Raw genomic sequence first — 24,034 nt, forward strand, 5'->3', positions numbered from 1 at the left:
GAAGGCCGCGCTCGCGCGGGCGGTGATCGCGGCCGACCCCGGACGGCGCCGAGCGGCGGCACACGGCCGCCCGCCGGGACCGCCGGGTCGCGGTCAACCCGGAACCGGACGGGATGGCGTCGTTGTGGGCGCTGCTGCCGGCCACCGACGCGGTCGCCGCCTTTCAGTGGCTGACCCGGCTGGCCCGCGGCTGCGGCGCCGAGGACCCGCGTTCCATGGACGCCCGCCGCGCCGACCTGCTCGCCGCGCTGCTGACCGGCCGCCTCACCCCCGCCACCGCAGCTGCACCCGGCGGAAGCGAAGGCCCGCGGCCGGTGTCCCCCGGCAAACCCCTGGTGCAGGTGGTGATGCCGTTCACCACCCTGCTCGGGGCGGATCAGCAGCCGTGTGAGCTGGTCGGGCACGGCCCGATCACCGCCGGGCACGCCCGGGAGATCGCCGCCGACGCCACCCTCGTGCGACTGGTCTACGACCCGCAGTCCGGGACGCTGCTCGACTACGGGCGCAGCACCTACCGGCCGCCGGCCGGGCTGGCCGACCACGTCCGCGCCCGTGATGTCCACTGCCGCCAACCCATCTGCCGCCGCCGCGCGACCGACAGCGAACTCGACCACCTGATCCCCTTCCCGATGGGGCCGACCAGCGAGGCGAACCTGGCCACCGGGTGCAGCCACGACCACCACCTCAAACACAGCCCCGGCTGGCAGGTCCACGCCCTGCCCGACGGCGTCATCGAGTGGATCACCCCGACCGGGCACCGATACCGCAGCACCCCCCACGACTACCGCGACGCCGACGACCCGTTCCCCCAGGTGTGGGCGGCCCGACCACCACCGGAGCAGCCAGACCTCGAACACTCTGGGCCGGCGAGCGATCCAGCCGACGACGAACCACCGTTCTGAATCGGCCCGGACATGCCCAGAAAGCGTTGTCGGTGAGCACCCTCCAGACCTGCACGCCCCGCGCGGCGTAGAGGCCCCGCACAGGTGCCGTCACGCCCGGAGCCCCTAGAGGAGGGTCCTAGAAGTCGTCGGCGCCCCGGGCTGGGCCTCGGTCGTCGTCGTACGGACGACGAGGCGCGGCGGGACGACGAGCTCGCGCCGATCGACGGGTTTGCCGTCCAGGCGCGCGACCGCGCGGCCGACGGCGAGGGTGGCGAGCCGGTCGACGTCCTGGGCGACGGTGGTGAGGTCGACGTGGCTGAGCTGGGCAAGGCGGCTGTCGTCGAAGCCGACGATGCTGATGTCGCCCGGGATGTCGAGCCCGCCGGCGCGGAGGGTGTGGAGCACACCGGTGGCGCACCGGTCGTTGAACACGGTGACCGCGGTCGGCGGCTGCCCGTGCAGGAGATCTGCGGCCGCGGCGGCGCCGTCGTCCTCGGTGAGGCCGCCGCCCACGATCTGCTCGTGGGCCGCGAGGCCGTGGTGGCGCATGGCCTCGCGGTAGCCCCGGCGGCGTTCCGCCGCCCCGGCGGCACGGCCGCCGTCGATGTGGGCGATGCGCCGGTGGCCGAGACTGGCGAGATGGCCTACGGCCAGGTGCAGGCCGGCGGCGTCGTCGGTACGCACCACGTCGACAGCGCGGTCGCGTACGTGCCGGGCCAGGACGACCACGGGCAGTCGGGCGGTGAGCTGCGCGAGCTGGGCGGCCGGGGTACGGGGGCCGAGCAGGATCATGGCTTCGCAGCGGTCCTGCAGCAGGCCGGCGACCGCGTCGTCCTCGTCGCGGCGCGGGGTGACGGCGGACAGCGCGAGGTCGTACCCGGCGCCGGACGCCGCGGCGTAGAGGCCGTCGACGAGATCGCCGTGGAAGGCGTGCTGCACGCCGAACACCACGCCGAGCAGGCGGGTTCGGGAGCGGCTGAGCATCCGGGCGCGGGTGTCCGGCCGATAGCCGAGCTGGTCGGCGGCCCGGCGGACGCGCTCACGGGTGGCCGCACTGGCGCCGGGCGCGTCGCGGATGACGATCGACACCAGTGCCCGGGACACGCCGGCGAGCGCGGCCACGTCTTCCAACCGGGGTCGCCGCGGAACGCTCACCCGCGCACCCTATCGCTGGAGCGCTCTAGTCATGCTGCTTGACGGGCGGCCCCCGGACCGCCAGGCTGCTAGAGCGCTCTAAACCAGAGAAGGGTGGGTCATGGCGGACCTGCGGGTGGCGGTGGTCGGGGCCGGGCGGATGGGGTCGTTCCACGCGGCGACGGTGGCCCGGCGGCTGCCGGGCGTGCGGCTCGCCGCGGTGGTGGACGCCGACGAGGGTGCCGCGGCCCGACTGGGCGGCGAGCTGGGGGCGCCTCGGGTGGCGACGGACGCGGCGCAGGTGTACGCCGACCCGGACGTGGATGCGGTGGTGATCGCGGCACCGGCCCGGTTCCACGCGGATCTCACCGTCGCGGCCGCGCAGGCGGGCAAGGCTGTCTTCTGCGAGAAGCCGATGGCGTTGACGCTGCCCGACGCCGACCGGGTGATCGACGCCGTCCGCGCCGCGGGGGTGGTGCTGCAGGTCGGGTTCAACCGGAGGTTCGCCGCGGACTGGGCAGCGGCGCGGGCACTGTTGGACGTGGGGCTGGCCGCGGGCGGGATCGGCACACCGCGGCAGCTTCGGTCGGTGACCCGGGATCCGGGTGGGTTCGACCCGGCACGGGTCGCGCCCGACACCATCTTCAACGAGACGTTGATCCACGACTTCGACACGCTGCGGTTCCTCAACCCGGGCGCGACCGTTACCGAGGTGTATGCGACCGCCGACGCGCTGGTGGAGCCCGAGTGGCGGGACCGGGGGCTGTTCGACACCGCCGCGGTGATGGTGCGGTTCGACAACGGGGCAACCGGCATCGCCGAGGCCTGTTTCGAGGCCGCCTTCGGCTACGACGTGCGCGGAGAGGTGTTCGGCGCGGGCGGCATGGCCACCATGGGCGACGGCAGGCGCACCGGCATGGTCTTCTCCGGCCCGGCCGGGCGGGCGGTCGAGACGGCGCGCAGCGACCAGGAGCTGTTGCACGAGGCCTACGTCGCCGAGCTCTCGGCGTTCGCCGACGCGGTCCGGCACGGCACGACCGCCCCCGTCGGCGGGGAGGACGCGCGGGCCGCACTCGCGATCGCACTCGCTGCGGCCGCGTCGGTGCGCAGCGGGCGCCCGGTCGGGCTCGCGGAGATCGACAAATGACGGCGGAGATGTTCCGGCTGGCCGTGTCGGCGGAGATGGTGTTCCTCGACCTGCCGTTCGTGCAGCGGGTGGAGCGGATCGCCGGGCGCGGGTTCGAGGTGGAGATCTGGGACTGGACGAGCAAGGACGTCGACGCGCTCGCCGCCACCCGCGCCCGGTTCTCGTCGATGACCGGCTACATCACCGGCACCCTGGCCGATCCCGACGGGGCCGCCGAGCTGTTGCGCACCGCCGAGAAGTCCCTCGTGGTGGCCGCACAGCTCGACTGCCCACGGCTGAACGTGCACGGCACCGGTCTCGACGGCCGCGGGATGCCGGTCGTGCCGGCCGAGGTCGTCACGCCGTCGATGTGGTTGACCGCGGTCCGGACCCTGGCCAGGCTGGCCGAGCTGGGGGAGCGGGCCGGTCGGGTTTTCACGCTGGAGAACCTCAACACGGCCGTCGACCATCCGGGCACGCCGTTCGCCCGCGCCGCGGACACGCTCGCGCTCGTCGAGGCGGTCGACAACCCCCACGTGCGGCTGAACCTGGACCTCTACCACGCCCAGATCGGCGAGGGGAACCTCGTGCAGCTCGTCGAGCGCGCGCTGCCGTGGGTCGGTGAGATCCAGGTCGCGGACGTCCCCGGCCGCTGCGAACCCGGAACCGGTGAGATCCACTACCCGGCGGTCGCCGCCGCGCTGCGCCGTCTCGGCTACACCGGTGTCGTCGCGCTGGAAGGGTGGGCCGCTGCCGACCCCGATCACGCCCTCGACCGGTTCCGCGCCGCGTTCACCGCCTGACGGGCCCGTCCGCGGGGCGGGCGAGGCGCGGGCCTATCGGCGACCGGCTCGGCGCGCCGGTGCTTAGGCTGGCGGAATGGCCGTGCTGCTCGTGGTGGAGGACGACGACACCATCGGTGCCGCGTTGTCGGTGAGCCTGCGGGCTCACGGGCACGAGGTCGTGTGGGAGCGGGGCGGACACGCGGCGCTACGCGACGCCGGGCGCACCGAGTTCGACCTCGTGCTCCTGGACCTGGGCCTGCCGGACCTGGACGGCGTGGAGGTCTGCCGGCGGCTGCGCGCAGCGCAACCCGGGGTTGTGATCGTCATCCTCACCGCCCGCACCGACGAGATGGACGTCGTGGTCGGGTTGGAGGCGGGCGCGGACGACTACCTGGCCAAGCCCGTCCGGCTGGCCGAGCTCCACGCGCGGCTGCGCGCCCACCTGCGCCGCGGGGCCCCGGTCGCGCAGCCCGTCGCGGTCGCGTCGATCGGCGACCTGGTCGTCGACACGGCACGCAGGCGCGTCACGGTGGGGGACCAGGAGGTCCCCCTGCGCGCGAAGGAGTTCGACCTGCTGGCCCGGCTTGCGGCCGAGCCGGAGATCGCGATCAGCCGGGAGACGTTGATGGCCGACGTGTGGGACGAGAACTGGTTCGGCTCGACCAAGACCCTCGACGTGCACGTGGCCGCGGTGCGCCGCCGCCTTGCCGAGTACGCCGACTCCGCCGCGGTACCGCAGATCGTCACGCTGCGGGGCCACGGCTACCGGCTGGAAGGCCCTCGGCGGAGCGGTTAGAGCGGACCGTTCGGACCGTTCGGACCGGCCTGACCGGCCTGACCGGCCTGACCGGACGGCCCGGTCGGACGCCGGGTCGGACCAGCCGGGTCGGACCAGCCGGGTCGGACCAGCCGGGTCAGAACAGCCGGCTCGCGTTGCGGACCGGCCGCCTGGCCGCCCTGGCGGCACCGGCAGCCGCGGCGGCCAGCGCCACGATCGTCAGCGCGGCGAGCCCGGCCAGGTACGGCCACGGCACGGACGGCGCCGCCGGCGGCGGGTCGAACACCCCGGTGAGCACCGCGACGAGCATCCCGGACAGCAGCGCGCCGCCGATCGCCCCGATCGCGATCCCGCCCGCACCGACGACCGCGGCCTCCCCGAGCACGAACCCGCGCAGCTGGCTGGGGGACGCACCGAGAGCGGTGGCGATCGCGAAGGAACGCCGCCGCTCGGTGAGCCCGAGCGCCAGGACCAGGCCTCCCGACGCCGCGGCGAGCACCAGCGCGAAGCCGAGTTCCACGCGGGAGAGCCCGCTCAGGTCCACGGCGGTGAGACTTGAGCCGATCTGGGCGCGCACCGTCGAGATGTCGCTCACCGTGGCGCTCGTTCCGAGCTGCGCCCTGATCCTGTCGGCAACCGCGGCGGTGTTGCCGCCCCCGGTGTCGACCAGGAACGTCCCGACCGCCGCGTTGCCCGTCGCCTGCGCGAGGTAGTCGGCGTTCGCCACGAGGAAGCTGTCCTTCGGCGCCGTCGGAAACTCGGTGGCGATGCCCGCGTAGTGGAACGGGACGGTGACAAGCGCCCCGGTCCGCCCGTCCGGGACGCGGAGGTTGAGCAGATCGCCCGGCCGCAGCTGGAAGTCCCGCACGGTCTCCGCGCTGACGAGCAGCGAGTCCGGTCGGGCCGCGAGCTGCGCCATCAGCTGCTGCGCCGTGCCGCCCTGGAAGTAGGCGTCCTGCAGAGCGGTGACCGAGGTGATCGTGCTGGGGCGGACGCCGTAGAGGTCCTGCAGGTCGGCCCCCACGTAGCCGAACCGATGCTGGAGGGGTTCGACGGCGCGGACCCCCGGCACGGACGCCAGGTCGGCTGCCGCCCCGGGCCCGACGACGACGCCGGGTGACTCCTTGACCGCGACGTCCGCGCCGTTGGTGAGCATGGCGTCCACCTCCGCCTGCCGCTGGTAGGTGGCGTTGAACGTGGCGGTGGACGCCGCGAACGACAGGGCCAGCGCGAGCAGCACGATCGAGCGGGCGAGTGGGCGCCGCTGGCGGGCGAGAGTGCTCGCGACCGTCGAGGAGAGGCCGCCGGCGACCGGCCGCAGGCCTCTCCCGACTATGCGCCTGCCGCGGCCGAGCGCGAGGTCGGCCAAGCGCCAGCCCAACAGCCCGGTGCCGGCCCAGAGCAGCGCGGGGCCGGCGAACGCCCAGTAGGACACCGAGATCGTCGGCACTCCCTCCGGGGCGAGCACGAGCGTGTAGCCGTCGAGGCTGCTGAGCCAGAAGACCACCCCGGAGAGGGCGAGCAGCACGAAGTCGAGCCCGTAGCGGGCCCACCACGGCGACCGCGGCCGCCCGCCGGCGTCGAGACTCGTGCGGCCGGTGGCGACGGTCATCTGCCGGGCGTCGCGCCACGCGGGTAGGAGCACGGTGAGCGCGGCGATCCCCAGCCCGACGACCACGGTGGCGCCGACCCAGACGACGGCAGCGCCGGTCGTCGCGCCGAAGGCCGCGGAGCCGAACCCGAGTGGGCCGACCAGCGCCGCGACACCGATGCCGGCACAGCACCCGGCAACCCCGACGGTCGCCGCCTCCACGGCGGCCAGCTGGAGCATCTGGCGCGACGAGGCCCCGCGGGCCCGCAGCAGCGCCTGCTCCGCGCGGCGCCGCTCCGCCCCAGCCGCGACAACGGCGGCGGCGAGGAGCGCGGCGAGCACGGCACCCGGGGCCCCGAGGAAGAGGAAGAGGATCCGGGCGTACGCGGCGTCCGCGCGGGCGGCGTCGAGCGCAGCGCCCAGGTTGTCCCCGACGACCGCCGCGCCGCCCGTCTGCGCTTCGAGGTTCCGGGCGGCCCCGGTCTCCTGCACGAATGCGGTCACCGGATCGCCGGACCCGTCGTGGCTGCGGGCGGCGTGCACCTGGATGGCGACGCCGGCACCCCCACCCGAGGCGAGCGGAGCGACCATGCCCTGCCACTGCGCCTCGGGCAGGAGCACGACGTTGTCGGGCGGGGCGCTCGGCTGTGCTCCGGGCGGGGCCCCGACGTGCTGGAAGAGGGAGTCGGCTGCTGGGAGCTCGACCACGCCGTCCACCCGGAACGTGGTGGCCTGACCGCCGGGCATGTTCACGGTGATCGAGTCGCCTGGTGCGGCGCCGAGGTTCGCGGCGGTCTGCTGGGCCAGCAGGACGCCCTGGTCGGTACCGGCCAGCGTACGCAGCTCGCCGGGGAAGGTGGCCCGGTAGCCCGGGGGGAGCCCGAGCACCTGCGCCGCACCCGTCGTGCGGGTGGTGCCGCCCGTCGTGGCCTGCAGACCGTCGGCCCGGGCGTATCCGACCCGCTCGGCGGCGAGGGTGCCGGGTGCTGCGCTCACCGCGTCGAGAACGGCAGCCGGGTCGCCGCCGGGCTGGACCTGGACCTGCCAGTCGACGGGGACGCCCGCGGCGGCGCGTGCCGTCATCGTCGCCTGCGCGGCGGTAAGGAACACCCCGAGCGAGACGAGCAATGCGACGGCGACCGCGACGCCTGCGGCCGCTGCGCCGAGCCGGGCAGCCCGGCGCCGGATCAGGGCCTGCCACCAGATACGGATCACGACGCCCTCCCGCGGTCCGATGTCGTACCGGCCCGCATGTCGGTGCCGAGCCGGCCGTCGACGATCCGCCATCTGCGGTCCAACCGTTTCGCGACCGCCTCGTCGTGGGTGGCGACGAGCAGCGCGGCGTCGAGCTCGGTGGCCGCCTGCAGCAGCACGGTCACGACCTGATCCGCCGACGCGCGGTCGAGCTGGCCGGTGGGTTCGTCGGCGAGGATCAGCGACGGTCCCGCCGCGAGAACCCGCGCGACGGCGACCCGCTGCGCCTGCCCGCCGGACAGTTCGGATGGCAGCGCGGCCGCGAGGCCGCCGATCCCGAGGGCGTCGAGCGCCTCGGTGGCGCGCTGCGCGGCTCCCGGGTCGGGCACTCCTGCGAGCAGCAGTGGCAGGGCGACGTTCTCCCGCACGTCGAGGGCGGGGAGCAGGCTGGGGCCCTGGAAGACGACTCCTACGGTGCCAGGGCGGCCCACGGGCGACCCGTGCCATGCCGGCCACGCCACGAGTCCGGCCGAGGGGACGTCGAGCCCGGCGAGGAGGTGCAGGAGCGTCGACTTCCCCGACCCTGAGCGCCCCGTGAGCGCGATCCGGTCGCCGCGGTGCACCTGGCAGTGCGCGCCGTGCACCGCCACGACGGTGGCCGCTCCCGTGCCCAGCGTGCGGGCCGCGTCGACGCATTCCACCAGTAGCTCGCCGGCCCGGTCGGTCGCCGGACCGGGCGCGCGAATCGGACCCGTCACTGCACGACCCGACCGTCGGCGAGGGCCACGACGCGGTCGGCAGCGGCTGCGACAGCAGGGCTGTGGCTGGCGACGAGGACTGCGGCACCGCGCTCGGCGGCCGCCGCGAGCAGCTCGAGCACCGTCGCCTCGGTGGAGGTGTCGAGTTCCCCGGTCGGCTCGTCGGCCAGCAGGACGGCGGGGTCGTTCGCCAGTGCGACGGCGAGCCCGGCCCGCGCGGCCTCTCCGCCGGACAGCGTGCGCGGCAGGGACCCGGCGCGTGCGGTGAGCCCCACCGCGGCGAGCAGGTCGGCGGGACGCGTGCGCACGGACCGGTCGGCGAGGTGCTGGGCCAGCTCCACGTTGGCCTCGACGGAGAGGTGGTCGAAGAGGTTCCCGCTCTGGAACAGCATCCCGACCATCTGCGCCCGGATCCGCGCCCGCGCCGGCTCGGTCTGATGGCTCATGCGCCGGCCCGCGATCGTGACGCTGCCGCCATCCGGCTCGTCGATCCCGGCGAGGCACGCGAGCAGGGTGGACTTGCCCGAGCCAGACGGCCCGACGACCGCGATGACCTCGCCCGCGGTTGCCGAGAGCGTCACGCCCTGCAGGGCGAGCGTCTCCTCGTCACCGGCGCGGAAGAAGCGGTAGAGCGAGCGCGCCTCGATCGCGGGGCGCGACGGCGGCGCCCCGGGCGCCGGGCTCGCCTCGGCGACGGGGTTCACCGCTGCCAGCCGAAGGAGTCGGTGACGGCGCGCCACGGGTCGACGTTGTCGGCGCCCTGCGGCCCGGAGAGGGTCAGGACCACTTCCTGACCGCCCTTCCAGAACTCGTAGCGCTCGACCGCGGTCGCGACGCTCTTCCCGGTGACAGGGTCCGCGGGTGAGGCCGCGTTGTAGGTGATCAGCACCGCGGGTCCGGCCTTGCGGGTGACCGACGTGACGTTGCCCAGCGCGAAATACGGCGTGCCTGCGGAGATGGCAGGTACCTCGTCGGACGTCGCCGACGTGGGGTCGGGCGCAGCCGGACGCTGCACCGACTCGACCCGCACCGAGTTGTACTTGTCGGTGAAGAGCACCGCGGCGCCATCAGCCGTGCGTGCCCACCCTTCCGGCACCGAAACCTGGAACGACTGGTCAGGCGCGGTGTAGGGCACGAACACCTGGTTGTCGGGGATGTCGCCGGCGACGTTCACCTCGGGCGCCTGCGGCGGGGGAGCAACCGGCCCGGCGCTGCCGCTCGGCGCGGGCGATGCCGCCGGTGCGGCGGAGCGGCTCGGAGCGGGGGAAGCGGCCTGGCTCCCGCATGCGACCGAGCCGGCGAGCAGCGCGGCGGTACACACAGCCACAGCGGCGGTCCTCCGGACGGCGGCCTCGTCTAGGCGGATCATGGCGTTGAAGCTACGAAGACGCCGGGAAGGAGCCCGCCGCCGCAAGGCCAAGGGAACGCAAAATCTCGGCCCCGTAGTCGCGTTCGCGCCTGCCGCCCGGGGGCCGGTGACCGTACGGCTACCGGCGCCCTGCGGGTTCGGGAAGGCCTGCGCCGTTCCTCGTGCGGTGCCGCTGCCACATCCTGCGCAGCACGGGCGCGGCCACCAAAGCCGCGGCGACCGCGGTCATCGCAGCCGCCCAGACCCCCACCCAGCCCTGCACCGCGTCCCAGGAAGAACCTGCCAAGTAGCCCGCGACCAGCACCGACGTGGCCCAGCTGGCGCCGCCGAGCACGTTCCACAGCAGGAAGCGGCGTACGGGCATCCGCGCCGCGCCCGCGGCCATGGGGACCAGCGCCCGCAGCACGCCGACCCAGCGGCCGAGGAACACCGCGAGGGGCCCGCGCGTGCGCACCATCTCGTCGGCCCGGTCCCAGCGGGCCGCACCGACGGCCCGCCCCCAGCGGGTGCCGCGTACCCGCCGGCCCAGTCCGCGTCCCATCCCGTACCCCACCAGATCGCCGAGGATCGCGCCGACGACCGCGGTCGCGATCATGATCGTGAGGCTGGCGTGTCCGAGCGCTGCGAGCGCACCCGCGAGCAGCAAAGCGGTCTCACCCGGCACGACCAGCCCGACGAACGCTGCCGACTCCAGGAGCGCGAACACCCCCGTCGCGGCGTAGACCGCAGGTCCGCTGATCCCCTGCACGAGCGCCGTCATGTCCACCGTGTCGTCCTCCTCCGGGAGCGCGCCGGAAGCCGGTTCGCGCCACACCCATGAGGCTAGGAACGGAGAGGGAAGCGAAGAGTCCGTCGACGACCAGCCGACGGCAAACTCGCTGCCGGCCGGTCAGGAGTCCGTCGGCGGGGGTCGGTGGGCCACCCGCCACAGGCTCAGGGGCAGCAGGATCACCACGGCGACGGGAAGGACCCACCAGCCGGGCGCGCCCGATCTCGTGACGACGAACGTCAGTACCAGCGCCACCACGACCCCGGTCGCGACCCGCCAGTCGTCGCCGACGACGAAGTCGTACCAGAAGTCCAGGAAGGCGCGGATGCGGCGGATCATCGGGCCAACCTCTCGGCGCGGGCCTGAGCCGGCGCGGAGGTGCGAGCGACGCGGCGCAGGACGCCGATGAGGGCGAGGGAGAAGAGCGCGACGCCGGGCACCACGACCAGGAGCGCGGCGTCGGCGCCCGGCCACACGGCTCCGGCGCCCTCGGCTCCCCAGAAGATGCCGAACGCCGTGAGCATGATCCCGACGACGAGTTTCATGGTGTTCTCCGGTACCCGCGTGAGCGGAGCGCGGATTGCGAGGCCCGCCCCGGTGACGATGACGACGGCGGCCAGCGCGGCGGCGGCGGCGAGCGGGATGTTCTGCTGGTTGGCGCCGAAGGTCAGGGCGATGAAGGCGACTTCGAGGCCCTCGAGCAGGACACCCTTGAACGAGAGGGTGAAGGAGTACCAGTCGGTGACGAAGCCGCGGCTGCCACCGGGTGCGGCCTTGGCGGCGGCGAGCGTGGTGCGGAACGCCTCGTCCTCGTCGTGCAGGGCCTTCAGCCCGCTGGCTCGCAGGATGGCCTTGCGGAGCCACTGGAGGCCGAACACGAGAAGCAGCCCGCCGACGACGAGACGCAACCCTTCCAGCGGGACCGCGGTCAGCGCCGGGCCGAGCGCGGCGACGATCACGGCCAGCACGGCGAGACCGGACACGGCCCCGGTGATCGCCGAGCGCCAGTCCCGGCCGGTCCCCGCGGCCAGCACGATCGTCACCGCCTCGACCGCTTCGACCATGCAGGCCAGGAACACTGCGACGAACAATGCTGTGGCGCTCATCTGCAGCACCTCCTAGGACGTTGGGAGCGGCGCGTCCGCCACCTCACGTCAACGGGGCGCGGTGGTCACGACCACCGAGGTTATGTGCGGTTTTGCACGACGCGGCCCAGCCGAAGGTTAGGGGACGGGAAGAAGTTCGGCTCCCTGTCACCGGGCCAGGGAAGCAGCCCCTGCGGGCTTCGCATGTCAGCGCCGCGGCCCGGGGTGCGTCACAGGGAGACGACGACCTGGCGCAACAGCAGCACAGCGACGAAGACCACCAGGAAGGCCAGGTCGATCGCCACCGAGCCGGCCCGAATCGGGGGAATGACCCGTCGCACGGGCGCGAGCACCGGCTCGGTCACACCGTGGGTGATCCGCCGGGCCTGCCGCCTCCATCCCGGTTCCGGCCCCGAGGACAGCACGGCGGTCCAGTCGACCACCATGCGGGCGACAAGAACGATCTGGAAGATCAGCAGCAGTGTGCCGAGCAAGAATCCGATCGCGGTCACGGCGATCTCCCTTCATGTCTCTCTACCCCAGCGTGCGGCCGGCCGGATGAGAGAACGCTGAGTACCGGACTGCAGACCGCCCACCGGGAGACGCGGAGGTTCTCTCGATGGCCCGGCGCGCGGCACTGCGCAGACCCCCGTTCAACCTGATCTACGAGGTCCCCCTGGGCCTGGAGGGCTGAGTCCGACGCCCGCCTCGACCTCTCCGTCCACCCTTCCACCTTTGACGGACCTGGCCCAGCACAACGTCAATGCATCTGCGGCTTTCCAGCGGCAGCTCGTGCGACACGATCCAGGACGGCTTGCACATGCCCTCGTGCTGAGCCGCTCGCGCGTCGCGGTCAACTGGACCGGGGCGCCCCGCACGCCGTATGACGGTGTGAGGGTGGCGGGCGAACCGCACCGCCGCGATCGTTCACGCAGGACCGATTCGGAGGAACAGTGCGATTCGGAGGAACAGTGACGGAGGATCTCGTAGACATCGTCTGGAACGGTGCGCTCAGCGGGAGTTTCGACGCGGCCGGGCTGAGCGGCCGGTGGTCGATCGACGACGGCGAGCACGCCCAGCTGGCGGTGCTGGCGCGATGGGTCCAGCGCGGGCGGTCGCGGGCAGGCTGGAAGGTCGGGTTGACCTCCGGTGCCGTGCGCGACGCATTCGGCCCCGGCGTCCGCCCGTTCGGCTTCCTGCTGCAGGAGCGGGTCTTCGAGTCGGGGGCGACGGTCGGCCTGCCGCGGATGTCGCGGGCCGGCCTGGAGACCGAGCTGTGCTTCCGCGCGGGCAGGCGCCTCGCCGGCGCCGACCTGGACACCGGCGAGGTCGAGCGCTCGCTCTCCTGGGTCGCGCCGGCGTTCGAGCTCAACGAGCGGCGCATCGACGGCCCGCAGGACCCCGGAGTCCGGGTGGCGGACAACCTCACGCAATGGGGCGTCGTGGTGGGCGCGCCCGTCTCGCCGCTCCCGGACCGCGCGGTCCTGGCCCGGTCGGCGGCGACGCTGAGCCAGGACGGGCAGGTCCTCGAGACGGTCGCGGCCGACGGGCACATCGACGACCACTACCTCTCGATCGCGCGGCTCGCGGCGCAGCTGTCCAGGTTCGGCCGTGCGATCGAGGAGGGCGACCTCGTGATCACCGGCTCCTTCGCCGCTCGCCGCAACGGGCTCGAGCCCGGCGAGTACGCCGGGGCGTTCGAGGGCCTTGGTGAGGTGCGGGTGCGTCTGGTGGAGGCGTAGGACGCCGGCGGTGCGCCCCGACCCGTCAGCAGGGTGGCTCCGCTGACGTTCAACGTCCGCGATGTCACCCTGCTGACGTTCAGCCGACCTGCACGCGCACACGGCCGACCCCGGCCCCCTGACCCGGCCCCTGACCTCGGGGGACGTCGGCCGGGTTCAGTCCTTGCGGAAGTTCGGGCTGAACCCTGCGGGGATCGTCAGGTCCTCGGGGCCGAGCTGGTGGATCGAGGACCGGCCCACGCCGAGGAGGGCCTCCTCGATGCCGCTGCGCAGGATCGCGAGGACGTTCGACACGCCCTTCTCCCCGCCCGCGGCCAATCCCCACAGGTAGGCCCGGCCGATCATGACGGCGCGGGCGCCGAGGGCGAGCGCCTTGACCACGTCGCTGCCGCGCCGGATGCCGCCGTCGAGCAGGATCTCGATCTGGTCGCCGACGGCGTCGGCGACCGCGGGAAGCAGCCGGATGGTCGCCGGGGTGGAGTCGAGGTTGTTGCCGCCGTGGTTGGAGACCGAGATCGCGGTGGCGCCGATGTCGACCGCCCGGCGGGCGTCGTCGGGGTGGGTGATCCCCTTGACCATGAACGGGCCGCCCCACTCCGCACGCAGCCAGGCCAGGTCCTCCCAGGTCGGCAGGGGGGAGGTCATCCACTGCCCGTAGGCCCCGAAGAACGTGGGCGCCTCCTCGCCGGGGCCGACCAGGTTCGGCACGCCGAGGTCGGGCAGCTTGCCGTGGCGGAGCCACTGGAGCAGGTAGCCGGGTCTGACCGCGACCTGCGGGGCGTAGCGGGCCATCGCCTTGAGGTCGAGCGTCTCCGGGATGAAGGGGCTGCCCCAGTCACGGCGGGAGTCGAACACCCAGTCGAGGGTGATGATGAGCCCCTTCGCGCCGGCGGCACGGGCCCGCTCGGCGCGGGCGAGGATGGCGTCGCGGTCGCCCAGCCAGTACGACTGGAAGAAGAGCTTGTCGTTCGCGGTGGCGACCTCCTCGACCGGCTTCGAGGCGAACGAGGAGAGCCCCATCGCGGTGCCCGCCGCCGCCGCGGCGCGCGCCACGGCGACCTCTCCGTCGGGGTCGACGGCCTGAACGCCGGTGGGGGAGATCAGCACCGGGAAGCTGATGTCCTGGCCCATCACGGTGGTCGCGAGCTCGCGGTCGGTCCGGAGGTCGGCCACCCGGGGGCGGAAGCCCAGCTCGCCGAACGCCGCCACGTTGTCGTTCATCGTGACGCCCGCCTCCGAACCTGCGACGAGGGCCAGGTAGACGCCCTTGGGTAGCCGCCGCTTGGCCCGCCGCTGCGCCTCCGCGACGCTCTCGAACCAGTCTCTCGTGCTGGCCATCGTCAAATCCCTTCAGAACTCGGTGACGCCGGCGTCGGGGGCGATCTCGTGCGCGGTGATGAACTTCGACTCGTCGGAGGCGAGGAAGAGCACGGTATCGGCGACGTCCTCCACGTCGGTCCCATCGACGGGGAGCATGTTGGTGAACATGCCACCGAGCCGCGGGTCGCCGGCGATCGCCGCGCCGAGCACCGCCTGCATGTCGCCGGTGCCCATCGGGGTGTTCACGCCGGTCGGGTGCACGCTGTTGACCCGGATGTGGTGCTTGGCCAGCTCCGCGGCGAACGCCTTGGCCATGCCGCGCACAGCGAACTTGCTGGTCGTGTAGGGGACCATGAAGGGCTGCACCTTCAGCCCGGCTGCCGAGCTGATCAGGATGATGGAGCCGCCGCCGGCCGCGACGAGGTGCGGGGCGCCCACCATGACGGTGTTCCAGACGCCGGTGACGTTGGTGCTGATGGTGTCGTCGAAGACCGTCGGGGTGACCTGGTCCCAGGGCGCCGGGACGCAGATACCCGCGTTGGCCACGACGACGTCGAGCCTGCCGAGCTCCGCGACGGCGTCGTCGACGGCGGTGCGCAGGGCGTCGAGGTCGCGGACGTCGACGATCGCGCTGACGATCCGGCGGTCGAGCTTCTCGACCAGCCGGACGGTCTCCGCCAGGTCCTCGGGTGTGGCTGAGAGGTACGGGACGCTCGGGAGGGGGGCGGCGACGTCGATCGCGACGATGTCGGCTCCCTCCTGGGCCAGCCGCACCGCGTCGGCCCGGCCCTGACCCCGGGCCGCGCCGGTCACCAGGGCGACCTTGCCCTCCACGCGTCCTGCCATCGGAACATCACTCCCTTGTGTCGACCCTGCACCGGCGCCAGTTTTGGCATCCGGTGCCACTATGGCACGCGGGGTCTCGCGCCTGAAGTGTTCGGGTGCGGGCGCGTTCGCTGGGAGTGATGGAAGGCGGCCCAGGAGAGATGGGCAGGGAAGTCGAAGGCGAGACGACGGCCGGGCGGGGCGGGGGCGGGATCCCCACCCCGCCCGGCCGTCAGGCGACGTGGCGGATGTCTGTGACGACCCGCGGCCTGGTGGTGGCGGCGGCGAGGACCTCACGGACGAGCCAGTGCTGCTCGGCGGCGTCGATGTCGGCGTGCCAGTCGATCGCCGCCGCGATGCAGGCGACCTGCTGCGGGTCGCCGGGATCGACGGGATCGACCGGGGAGCGCACGATCCGGTAGCCGTGCGACCGCATCCAGGCGGCCATGTGGGCGGGCGCGCGGTTGGCGGGGGCCTTGTTGGTGCCGGCGGCGAGGAGGTAGTCCGTCATCGCGTCGCCGATCACTGCCGCGGTGTTCATGGGGTCAATGGTGCGGAGGCAACGGGCGCCGCGTCGTCAACGCCTGCTGCCATCTCCGCTACCCGCTGGCTGGAACTGCCCGATGGGTGGTGTCAGCGGCACCCGGTGCGCCTGCGGTCACCGGCGGTTACGGCTAGCCGCAATGCGAGGGCCCGGGCGCGGTGCGATGCTTGGCACGTGGTTCGGCAATGCCTGATCGTCGACGACAACGAGTGGTTCCTCGAGATCGCGCACACGAGCCTCGAGCGTCAGGGGATGGAGGTGGTAGGTACGGCGCGGACGATCGCGGAAGCGGTGCAGAAGGTCGCCGTGCTGCGCCCTGGAATCATCCTTGTGGACATCGCCCTCGGGCGTGAGAGCGGGTTCGAGCTCACCCGCCGGCTGGTCGACGAGTTCCCGGACCTCGGCGCTCGCGTCGTGCTGATCTCGACGCGCGGCGAGGAGGACTTCGCCGACCTCATCGCGGACAGTCCGGCCGTCGGTTTCCTCTCGAAGTCCCTCCTGTCGGCGCAGGCCGTCGAGGCGCTGGTCGGCGCGGGCGAGTAGTCCCGCCAGGCGGAAGCCGGGGCCTGCGCGCGACTTTCCGACTGACCTGCCGTGGATCGGCCCGAGAGGTCGTCACGGAGGCGTTCAGCCGGTAGCGTCGGCCCCGGGGAGCCGTCACGATGGCAGACGTCCGGATTCGACCGTCGTTGCTCCGCTGGCTGAGCTGCCTGCTCGTCAGCGTGGCCTTGGTCGCTGCCGTCAGTGCGGCGCTCGTGCTGCTCGAGCCGTACGTTCCGGTGCTGAGCCTGCTGGTTCTGTACCTGCTCGCGGTCCTGCCGGTCGCCTTTGTGTGGGGTGTGAGTCCCGCGGCGGCGGTGTCGGTGGCGAGCGTCGCCGTCTTCGCGGTCATGTTCCTGCCTTCCCCGGCAGGAGCCGTCGACCCGCGGGACGTGTTCGCGCTCGGCGTCTTCCTGATCACGGCGGTCGTGGTGGGCGAGCTGGCGGCGCGGTCGCGGCGGCAGGCCCGGGAGGCCGCGCGGCTGGTCGAGGAGCAGGCGGCGTTGCGGCGGGTCGCCACGCTCGTCGCGCAGGGGACGCCCCGGTCGGAGGTCTTCGAGGCCGTCCTCCGGGAGGTGGCGCTGCTCTGCGGCGCAGACCTCGCGCGCCTGGAGCGATACGAGGCGGACGGCACCGTGCTGGGTGTGGCCGGCTGGAGCCGGGTGCCGGTCCGGCTGGCCGTCGGCACCCGGTTCACCCTCGACGGTCTGAGCGTCGCCGCGCAGGTCCGGCGGACCGGCGGTGCGGTCCGGGTGAACAGCTTCGCCCGCGCAGGCGGCGAGATCGCCCGGGAGGCCCGGGAACTGGGCATCCGCGCGTCGGTCGGCTGTCCGATCATGCTCACCGGGCGGCTCTGGGGAGTGATCGCGGCGTCGTCGAGCGTGGGGCCGTTTCCCGACGACACCGAGTCGCAGATCGCGGACTTCACGGATCTCCTCGCCACCGCGATCGCGAACGCGGAGAGCCGCGGCGAGCTCAACCGGCTGGCTGAGGAGCAGGCCGCGCTGCGCAGGGTGGCGACACAGGTGGCGCTCGGGGCGTCGCAGGCCGAGGTCTTCACCACGGTCACGGACGAGGTCGCGCGGCTGCTCCACTTCGACCTGGCGGTCCTGCAGCGGTTCGAGCCGGACGGGACGGCGACGCACCTCGCGGGCGGCGGCTGGAACGCCGAGGCCCTTCGGATGGGCCAGGTCGTGGAGGTCGATCCCTGCGGGTCGATCGCGGCGGTCATGCGGACCGGCAGGTCCGCGCAGACCCACGACTTCAGCCGGGCAGGCGCGGACCTCGCCGACGTCGTGCGGCGGGAAGCGATCCTGGCCTCGGCCGCCAGCCCCATCACCGTCGAGGGGAAGCTGTGGGGCGTGCTTGCCGTCGCGTCGCGCACGGCAGCGCTCCTCTCCGACGTCGAGCAGCGGCTGTCCGACTTCACGGAGCTCGTCGCAACCGCGGTCGCGAACACGCAGAGTCGCGCCGAGATCACCACACTGGTCCAGGACCTGGCGACGCGGGGCCGGGTTGCCACCCTCGTCGCCTGCGGTACGCCCGCGGACCAGGTATTCGCCGCGGTCGTCGACAACGTCGGGCGAGCGCTCAGGGCCGACGCCACGATCATCGTCCGGTACGACGACCAGGACGGCCTCGCCACGGTCGTCGCACGGATCGGCGGGAATCCGCTCGACGTGTCCGTGGGGAGCCGCGTCGAGCTGGAACCGTCCGCGGTCCTCGCCAAGGTGCGGCTCACCGGCCGCTCGTGCCGTGATGACGGTCGGGAGGACCACGACAACCCGGCGTCCGGCGAGTTCGTCGACCTCGTGCACGGCGTGGCAGTCGAGTCGGTCGCCACCCCGATCGTGCTGGGGGGCCGGACCTGGGGCGCCCTCGGCGTCGGGACGCGCGACGAGAGGTTCCCCGGCGGCGCCGAGCAGCGCATGGCGGGCTTCGCGGAGCTCGTCGCCATCGCGGCCGGCAACGCGGAGAGCCAGGCGGAGCTGGCCGCTTCCCGGGCCCGGGTCGTCGTCGCGGCCGACGAGGCGCGCCGGCGCATCGAGCGGGACCTGCACGACGGGGTTCAGCAACGGCTCGTCAGCCTCGGGCTCGAGATGCGGCTGGCGGAGAGCGCCGTGCCGCCGGAGCTCGGCGAGGTGCGGTCGGGGATCGGCCGGATGGCCGAGGAGGTCACCGCCGTGCTGGACGAGCTGCGGGAGATGTCTCGCGGGATCCACCCGGCGATCCTGTCCGAGGGCGGGCTCGGGCCGGCCCTGCGCACGCTCGCCCGCCGCTCGGTCATACCGGTGGAGGTGGACGTCCGAACGGACACGCGCTTCCCCGAGGCGGTCGAGGTGGCCGCCTACTACGTCGCCTGCGAGGCGCTCGCGAACACCGCCAAGCACGCGCGCGCCTCACACGCGACGGTCGCGGTGCGGGACCAGGACGGGGCCGTGCATCTCGCCGTGCACGACGACGGCGTGGGCGGCGCGCGACCGGTACGCGGTTCGGGCCTCATCGGGCTGCGGGACCGGGTGGAAGCGCTGGGCGGTCTGCTGGTCGTCCGGAGCGCTCCCGGCGACGGCACGCTGGTGATGGCGACGCTCCCGCCGCAGCCGTCCTGACCGCCCGATCCGGTGGCGCATGACTGGTTCGTGCCTGGTCGCAGGCCCTCGGAAGCATCTTCGCTCCTTTCTGGGCTGGACCGCTCGCCCGCATGCCACCACACTCTGACGGGCCGGTGTCGACCGCGGGGCGAGGAGAGCCAGTGGCTGAGTTCGGGATCGATCTTGGCACTGCGAACACCGTCGTCTGCGACGAGTCTCGCGGGATCGTGTTCGACGAGCCGTCGGTGCTGCTGCGCCGCTCCGGGCGCCGACGACATGCGCGGATCCTCGCGATCGGGCGTGAGGCATCCGAGCTGCTCGGGCGGGTCCCCGCGGGGATGTCCGCGATGCGCCCGCTGCAGGACGGTGTCATCACCGACCTGGAGACGGCGCGGTCCTACCTGCGGGCAGTCCTGCGTAGGACCACCCGGCACCCGTGGCAGCGCAACTACGCGCGTGTGGTCATCGGCGTGCCCTCCGGGGCGACCGTGCTGGAACGCCAGGCGCTGCTCGAGGCGGCGGACGAGGCCGGGATCAGGGGGCCGACCGCGCTCGACGAGCCGATCGCCGGGGCGGTGGGCTGCGGCATCGACCCGATGGAGCGGCGGGTGCACATGGTCGTCGATGTCGGGGGCGGCACCGCCGAGGTCACCGCCTTCTGCTTCGGCGGCGTGCTGACGGCCCGCTCCTGCCGCGTGGCGGGAGACGAGATGACCGTCGCCGTATACCGGCACATGCGGGAGCACCACCAGCTCGTCGTGGGTGAGCAGACCGCGGAGGACGTCAAGATCCGGGTTGGTTTCGAGACCGAGCCCAGCGTGGTGGTGCCCGGCCGGGACGCCGGTACCGGCCACGCGCGCCTCGCGACGGTGCCGGTTGCGGAGATCGTGGAGGTCGTCGAGCCCATCACGGACTCGATCGTGGAGACGCTCGCGGCGTGCCTGGACGACCTGCCTCCGGAGGCTGTCGGGGACGTCCTGGCCGACGGGGTGACGGTGTTCGGCGGGGCGTCGCTGACCCGCGGGTTCGGGGCGCGGCTCGAGCGGGCCTTCGGGTTCCCCGTGAAGGTGGCCGAGAACCCGCTGACCTGCGTGGCCGAGGGCGCGGCGCGCTGCGTGCACAGCCGGGCGGTGACCGATGCGTACGGCTGGAGCTGATCGCTGCCGTCCGGTGCCGCGCGCCTCCTCCTAGAGGAGCGCGCTGAACAACTCGGCCCTACTGCGAACAACTCGGCCCTAATGCGCGACGCCCAGGCGGGCACCCGCGGCGTTGGACGATCGCGCCGATACAACAGCGGTATCGGCACTCGCGCGTCAGGTGACCCGATGCGGATGACCCACCTGGACGCCGCTCGCTACGGGCGGAGTTGTTCAGGACCCTCCTACGGCGTCTGCACCGGGTCGGTGGCGAGCACATCGGCCCGGTGGTCCAGGAAGTACCGAAGCCCGTCGGACACCACACCTTGCACGTTGTTGGCGCCCATGCCGGGGCCCTGGACGAGCGCGGTGATGACCACACCCGGGTCGTGCATCGGCGCGACCGCCGTCAGCCAGTTGTCGTAACTGCCGGTGGGCAGGTTCCCGTCCTCGGCCGTGCCGGTCTTCGCCCCGACGGCCGGGACGGCGGAGAGCGCGGCGCCGGTTCCGCCGGTCACAACTGCCCGCATGCCGTCCCGGACCGGGCCGAGAGCCTCCGCGAACGGCAGGGGCGTCGGTGCCGGGACGGGGAGGGCGGTGTAGGCGCTCCCGCCGGTCCCTGTCGCGAGGCCCAGCCGTGGCGTGACCATCTGCCCCGTGGCGACGCCCGCGGTCCAGCGGGCGTTCTGCAGCGGGGTGGTCTGCAGGTAGCCCTGCCCGATGCCCAGGATCACCGTCGACCCGCCGTACCAGGTGCCGCCGCGCGCGGCCACCGACTCCGGGGTGCCGAGGTAACCCGGTGACTCCCCGGGCAGGTCGATGCCTGTCGGGGCGCCGACCCCGAGGGCACGCGCGACGTCGATGATCGGGCCTGGTCCGAGTGCATTGGCGAGCTTGTAGAAGTAGACGTTGTTGGACCAGGCGATGGACTGCACGAGGTTCATGGGGCCCATCGGCATCCAGTTGGCGAACGAGTGGCCCCCCAGGGTGAAGCTGCCCCCGGTCGGGATCGCGCGCTCCGGCGGGAACACGGGGTTGACCAGCCCCGCCGCGGCCATCACGAGCTTGAACGTCGATCCCGGGGGTACCGCCGCCTGGGTCACGTGCTCGAGCATGGGGTCGCCCGGCGCCTTCGTCACGGCCTGCAACCCGGCGGCGTCGATCGGCGGGCCGTAGACGTTGTTGTTGAACGAGGGCAGGCTGACAATCGCGAGGACCTGTCCGTTGCGCGGGTCCATCGCCACGGCCGCCCCGATCGCGCGCGGGTTCCGCGCCGCACGCACCGCGGTGGCGAGGTTCTTGGTGAGCCGCTCCTGCAGCCCGAGGTCGAGCGCCAGCCGCAGGTCGGCACCAGGAATCGGGTCCACCCGCTCACCCATCGCCACCGGCACCCCGGCCGGCGTGACGTAGATGCACTGCTGTCCGTTCACGCCGCGCAGGATCGAGTCGTACTGCTGCTCGAGGCCCGCCCGGCCGACGATCTCGCCGGAGGGCAGGCCCGGCCACCGCTGCGTCTCGGTCGGGGTCGCGATCCCGGTGAACCCGAGGACGGGGCCGAGCAGGGAGCCGGTCGGGTAGGAGCGCCTCGGCTGCGGCACGACGAGCACTCCCGTGATCCCGGCCGCCGCCACCGCGTCCCCGGTCGGTCCGGGGACATCGGCCACCTGGAGGGCGAGGGTGGTCGCAGGCACCACGTCGAGGGTGGCGCGGATCGTTTCGGCAGGCGCTCCGATGAGCGCGGCGAGGCGGGCCACATCGTCCGGCCGGGACCGCAGCATGGCCGGCACGGCGATGATCTGGTCGACGCCGCCGTCCGCGGTCGACGCGCTCACCGCGAGTGGGGCGCCGTGCCGATCGGTGATCGCCCCGCGCTCGGCGGGGATCCGGATGCACCGCGTCATCTGCTGCTGCCCGGCCGCGAACAGCTCCTCGCCGCGAGCGACCTGCAGGTTCCAGCCGTAGAGACCGAACGACACGAGCAACCCGCTCACGCCGAGTGCGACGAACCGCATCAGCCGGGGGCGCCGGCTGCGCCAGCGCGGCACCAACCACAGCCGCCTGCGGGCCCCGTCGCGCCGGACGCCGAGGGCGACCCCGAGCGCCGCGAGGTGGACCAGGAGGGCGGTGCCGCCGAAGCTGAGCAACGGGAACGGCACACCCGCCAGCGGGAGCAGCCCGAGGTTGCCCCCGACCGACACGATGATCTCGACCCCGACCAGGATCGCGAGGCCGCCTGCGACCAGCGCCCCGTGCGGGGACCGCGGCACCCGGGTCGCCAGGGCGAGCCGCCACACGAGCACTATCCCCGCGAGGACCACGAGGCCGCCGGCGACCAGCCCGTACTGTTCGACGACGCTGGCAAGCGCGAGGTCGGTCTCCTTCTCGGGCAGGTACTCGGCCAGCAGACCCGCCATCGGTTCGCCCGCTCGACCGAAGAGCGAACCCGAGCCGAGTGCGATGTGGGCCTGCTGGATCGCCCAGCCGGCTCCCGTCGGTGACTCGTGCGAGCCGACGAGAAAGCTTCCGAGCCGCTGCACCTGGTAGGGCCGCAGCATCCCGACGACCAGGGGCGCCGCTACCGCGACGGCGCCGAACAGGGGCAGCAGGATCCGCGCCGGCATCCGGCCGATGATCAGCATCGCGACCGTGAGGACGAGCAGCAGCATCGCGGTGCTGAGGTCGGGCTGGAGCACCGTCAGCGTGATCGGAGCCAGGGCGAGCCCGACCGCGAACAGGAAGCGCTGCCACGCGGGGCGGTTGGAGCCGAGCGCCGCTGCGAGGACGAGCAGCAGTCCGAGCTTGGCGAGCTCCGAGGGCTGGAAGGTGAAGCCGCCGATGCCGATCCAGCGCGTCGCGCCGTTGACCGTCAGGCCCCCGATATGCACGGCAGCCAGAAAGATCACCGCGCCGCCGTAGGTGACCCAGCCCAACGCGGTCAGCAGCCTGATCCGGAACCGCCAGAACGCGATCAGGAGGACGACTCCGGCGACGGCGACGGACCCCTGCCTGGCCGCCATGTCCGCCCCGTCGACGGCGTAGAGGTTGGCCAGCCCGACACCGACCAGCCCGAGCGCCGCGAGGATGGCCAGGACGTCGAAGGTGACGCCGCCGGCGTCCTTGCCTCGCGACGGCTCGCGGCCGCCCCGCTCGCCGGGGACCGGGTGGTCGCCGCGCTCCACGATCAGCACGCCATCGCCTCCTCAGGACGAACGGACGGTCACGCAGGAAGATCAGCCGGGCGGTTCGGCCGGGTGCGGCCCGCACGCGCCGTCGGCGGGGACGGGCAGGGCGGAGCTCGCCGCGATGGCCGGCGCGCGGGTCAGGACCAGCACGGCCAGTGCGTCTCCCGGCGGCACTGCGACCGTGCCGACGGCATCGGCCCGGTCACCTCCGAGTGGGACGGTGACCGTCCCGCCGGGTGCGGTCGTCGTCTCGCCGGTGCACCGGTCGACGACGGTGAAGTCCCAGGTGACGGTCTGCGGCTCGGGCTGCGGCTGCAGCAGCACCTGGACCCGGACCGCGCAGCTCTGACCAGGCGTGCAGGCCTCGACCCCACGCAGGTTGACGGCGGTGACCGGGCCTGCGGAGGTAGGGGCAGGGGGAACGACCGGGGGCAGTGCCGGGATGTCCGACGCCGTGGGGCCGGACCGGCCGGCGTCCATCACAACCTGGATGTCGCGGGCGATCTCGTCGCGCAGTAACGCGACCTCGATGAGGATCACTGCGGTCAGCACGACGATGGACAGGACCCATTTCCAGGTGCGGGCCACCACCGTGCGCGCCACGGCCCGCGGCGGCCGGTGCGGGCGCGGCGTGACCGGCCGCGGCGTCGACGGGGCGCGCCGCGGTGCGGCCAGGCGCCC

The 24,034-nt window shown here is 73.4% G+C and carries 21 protein-coding genes and 1 pseudogene; 8 read left to right on the forward strand and 14 right to left on the reverse strand.

The window, feature by feature from the left end; all coding sequences use genetic code 11:
• Positions 1 to 50: 50 nt before the first annotated feature.
• A pseudogene (locus ABD143_RS08430) lies at positions 51 to 902 on the forward strand (HNH endonuclease signature motif containing protein); the annotation flags it as partial.
• 105 nt (positions 903 to 1,007) lie between these two features.
• Here the strand turns inward: ABD143_RS08430 and ABD143_RS08435 are convergent.
• Positions 1,008 to 2,039 carry a LacI family DNA-binding transcriptional regulator gene (locus ABD143_RS08435; protein ID WP_343973803.1) on the reverse strand — a complete coding sequence of 344 codons (1,032 nt, stop codon included), beginning with the start codon at positions 2,037 to 2,039 and terminating at the stop codon, positions 1,008 to 1,010.
• Positions 2,040 to 2,139: 100 nt separating this feature from the next.
• Between ABD143_RS08435 and ABD143_RS08440 the strand changes: the two genes are divergently transcribed.
• The 3 genes from ABD143_RS08440 to ABD143_RS08450 all read left to right on the forward strand — a co-directional run bounded on the left by ABD143_RS08440 (position 2,140) and on the right by ABD143_RS08450 (position 4,725).
• A complete protein-coding gene (locus ABD143_RS08440; protein WP_343973806.1) occupies positions 2,140 to 3,165 on the forward strand; it encodes a Gfo/Idh/MocA family oxidoreductase in 1,026 nt (341 codons plus the stop codon).
• The gene (locus tag ABD143_RS08445) at positions 3,162 to 3,947 is read left to right on the forward strand and encodes a TIM barrel protein (protein WP_343973809.1); all 786 of its coding nucleotides are present in this window, start codon (positions 3,162 to 3,164) and stop codon (positions 3,945 to 3,947) included. Before ABD143_RS08440 ends, ABD143_RS08445 begins: the two co-directional genes overlap by 4 nt.
• 76 nt (positions 3,948 to 4,023) lie before the next feature.
• The gene (locus ABD143_RS08450; protein ID WP_343973812.1) at positions 4,024 to 4,725 is read left to right on the forward strand and encodes a response regulator transcription factor; all 702 of its coding nucleotides are present in this window, start codon (positions 4,024 to 4,026) and stop codon (positions 4,723 to 4,725) included.
• A 118-nt stretch (positions 4,726 to 4,843) separates the two neighbouring features.
• Here the strand turns inward: ABD143_RS08450 and ABD143_RS08455 are convergent, their stop codons facing one another.
• The 8 genes from ABD143_RS08455 to ABD143_RS08490 form a co-directional block, all read right to left on the reverse strand.
• Complete coding sequence (locus ABD143_RS08455) at positions 4,844 to 7,513, reverse strand: FtsX-like permease family protein (RefSeq protein ID WP_343973816.1); 2,670 nt, start codon at positions 7,511 to 7,513, stop codon at positions 4,844 to 4,846.
• Positions 7,510 to 8,250 (reverse strand): ABC transporter ATP-binding protein, encoded by a 741-nt coding sequence (locus tag ABD143_RS08460; RefSeq protein WP_343973819.1) that lies wholly within the window; start codon positions 8,248 to 8,250, stop codon positions 7,510 to 7,512. The genes ABD143_RS08455 and ABD143_RS08460 overlap by 4 nt, the downstream gene beginning before the upstream one ends.
• Positions 8,247 to 8,954 carry an ABC transporter ATP-binding protein gene (locus ABD143_RS08465; protein WP_343973822.1) on the reverse strand — a complete coding sequence of 236 codons (708 nt, stop codon included), beginning with the start codon at positions 8,952 to 8,954 and terminating at the stop codon, positions 8,247 to 8,249. Before ABD143_RS08465 ends, ABD143_RS08460 begins: the two co-directional genes overlap by 4 nt.
• Complete coding sequence (locus ABD143_RS08470) at positions 8,951 to 9,619, reverse strand: hypothetical protein (protein ID WP_343973824.1); 669 nt, start codon at positions 9,617 to 9,619, stop codon at positions 8,951 to 8,953. Before ABD143_RS08470 ends, ABD143_RS08465 begins: the two co-directional genes overlap by 4 nt.
• Positions 9,620 to 9,737: 118 nt before the next feature.
• The gene (locus ABD143_RS08475) at positions 9,738 to 10,433 is read right to left on the reverse strand and encodes a DedA family protein (RefSeq protein WP_343973827.1); all 696 of its coding nucleotides are present in this window, start codon (positions 10,431 to 10,433) and stop codon (positions 9,738 to 9,740) included.
• 75 nt (positions 10,434 to 10,508) lie between these two features.
• The gene (locus tag ABD143_RS08480; protein ID WP_343973830.1) at positions 10,509 to 10,727 is read right to left on the reverse strand and encodes a hypothetical protein; all 219 of its coding nucleotides are present in this window, start codon (positions 10,725 to 10,727) and stop codon (positions 10,509 to 10,511) included.
• On the reverse strand, positions 10,724 to 11,494 hold the full coding sequence (locus tag ABD143_RS08485; protein ID WP_343973833.1) for a COG4280 domain-containing protein: 771 nt from the start codon (positions 11,492 to 11,494) through the stop codon (positions 10,724 to 10,726). Before ABD143_RS08485 ends, ABD143_RS08480 begins: the two co-directional genes overlap by 4 nt.
• Positions 11,495 to 11,703: 209 nt before the next feature.
• A complete protein-coding gene (locus ABD143_RS08490) occupies positions 11,704 to 11,985 on the reverse strand; it encodes a YggT family protein (RefSeq protein ID WP_343973836.1) in 282 nt (93 codons plus the stop codon).
• 459 nt (positions 11,986 to 12,444) lie between these two features.
• Here ABD143_RS08490 and ABD143_RS08495 point away from each other — a divergent pair, with 459 nt between their 5' ends.
• Positions 12,445 to 13,215 (forward strand): 2-keto-4-pentenoate hydratase, encoded by a 771-nt coding sequence (locus ABD143_RS08495; RefSeq protein WP_343973838.1) that lies wholly within the window; start codon positions 12,445 to 12,447, stop codon positions 13,213 to 13,215.
• Between the two features lie 156 nt (positions 13,216 to 13,371).
• On the opposite strand, the gene mftD is transcribed toward ABD143_RS08495, so the two are convergent.
• The 3 genes from mftD to ABD143_RS08510 all read right to left on the reverse strand — a co-directional run bounded on the left by mftD (position 13,372) and on the right by ABD143_RS08510 (position 15,901).
• The gene (gene mftD / locus ABD143_RS08500) at positions 13,372 to 14,553 is read right to left on the reverse strand and encodes a pre-mycofactocin synthase MftD (RefSeq protein WP_343973841.1); all 1,182 of its coding nucleotides are present in this window, start codon (positions 14,551 to 14,553) and stop codon (positions 13,372 to 13,374) included.
• Positions 14,554 to 14,565: 12 nt separating this feature from the next.
• Positions 14,566 to 15,381, reverse strand: a complete 816-nt coding sequence (locus ABD143_RS08505) for a mycofactocin-coupled SDR family oxidoreductase (RefSeq protein WP_343973844.1) — start codon at positions 15,379 to 15,381, stop codon at positions 14,566 to 14,568.
• A gap of 211 nt (positions 15,382 to 15,592) precedes the next feature.
• Positions 15,593 to 15,901, reverse strand: coding sequence for a hypothetical protein (locus ABD143_RS08510; RefSeq protein WP_343973846.1), 309 nt, complete (start codon positions 15,899 to 15,901; stop codon positions 15,593 to 15,595).
• A gap of 177 nt (positions 15,902 to 16,078) precedes the next feature.
• On the opposite strand from ABD143_RS08510, the gene ABD143_RS08515 reads away from it, so the two are divergent.
• The 3 genes from ABD143_RS08515 to ABD143_RS08525 all read left to right on the forward strand — a co-directional run bounded on the left by ABD143_RS08515 (position 16,079) and on the right by ABD143_RS08525 (position 20,192).
• Complete coding sequence (locus ABD143_RS08515; protein WP_343973849.1) at positions 16,079 to 16,447, forward strand: response regulator; 369 nt, start codon at positions 16,079 to 16,081, stop codon at positions 16,445 to 16,447.
• A gap of 119 nt (positions 16,448 to 16,566) precedes the next feature.
• Complete coding sequence (locus ABD143_RS08520; protein ID WP_343973852.1) at positions 16,567 to 19,053, forward strand: sensor histidine kinase; 2,487 nt, start codon at positions 16,567 to 16,569, stop codon at positions 19,051 to 19,053.
• A 143-nt stretch (positions 19,054 to 19,196) separates the two neighbouring features.
• Positions 19,197 to 20,192 carry a rod shape-determining protein gene (locus tag ABD143_RS08525; protein ID WP_343973855.1) on the forward strand — a complete coding sequence of 332 codons (996 nt, stop codon included), beginning with the start codon at positions 19,197 to 19,199 and terminating at the stop codon, positions 20,190 to 20,192.
• A gap of 224 nt (positions 20,193 to 20,416) precedes the next feature.
• Here the strand turns inward: ABD143_RS08525 and ABD143_RS08530 are convergent, their stop codons facing one another.
• Both ABD143_RS08530 and ABD143_RS08535 read right to left on the reverse strand, forming a co-directional pair.
• On the reverse strand, positions 20,417 to 23,359 hold the full coding sequence (locus ABD143_RS08530) for an FtsW/RodA/SpoVE family cell cycle protein (RefSeq protein WP_343973857.1): 2,943 nt from the start codon (positions 23,357 to 23,359) through the stop codon (positions 20,417 to 20,419).
• Positions 23,360 to 23,401: 42 nt separating this feature from the next.
• Positions 23,402 to 24,034, reverse strand: a 633-nt coding sequence (locus ABD143_RS08535; protein ID WP_343973859.1) for a hypothetical protein, incomplete at its 5' end; no start/stop codon positions are given.

It is taken from the genome of Pseudonocardia aurantiaca (assembly GCF_039526725.1).
GTDB classification, from domain to species: domain Bacteria; phylum Actinomycetota; class Actinomycetes; order Mycobacteriales; family Pseudonocardiaceae; genus Pseudonocardia; species Pseudonocardia aurantiaca.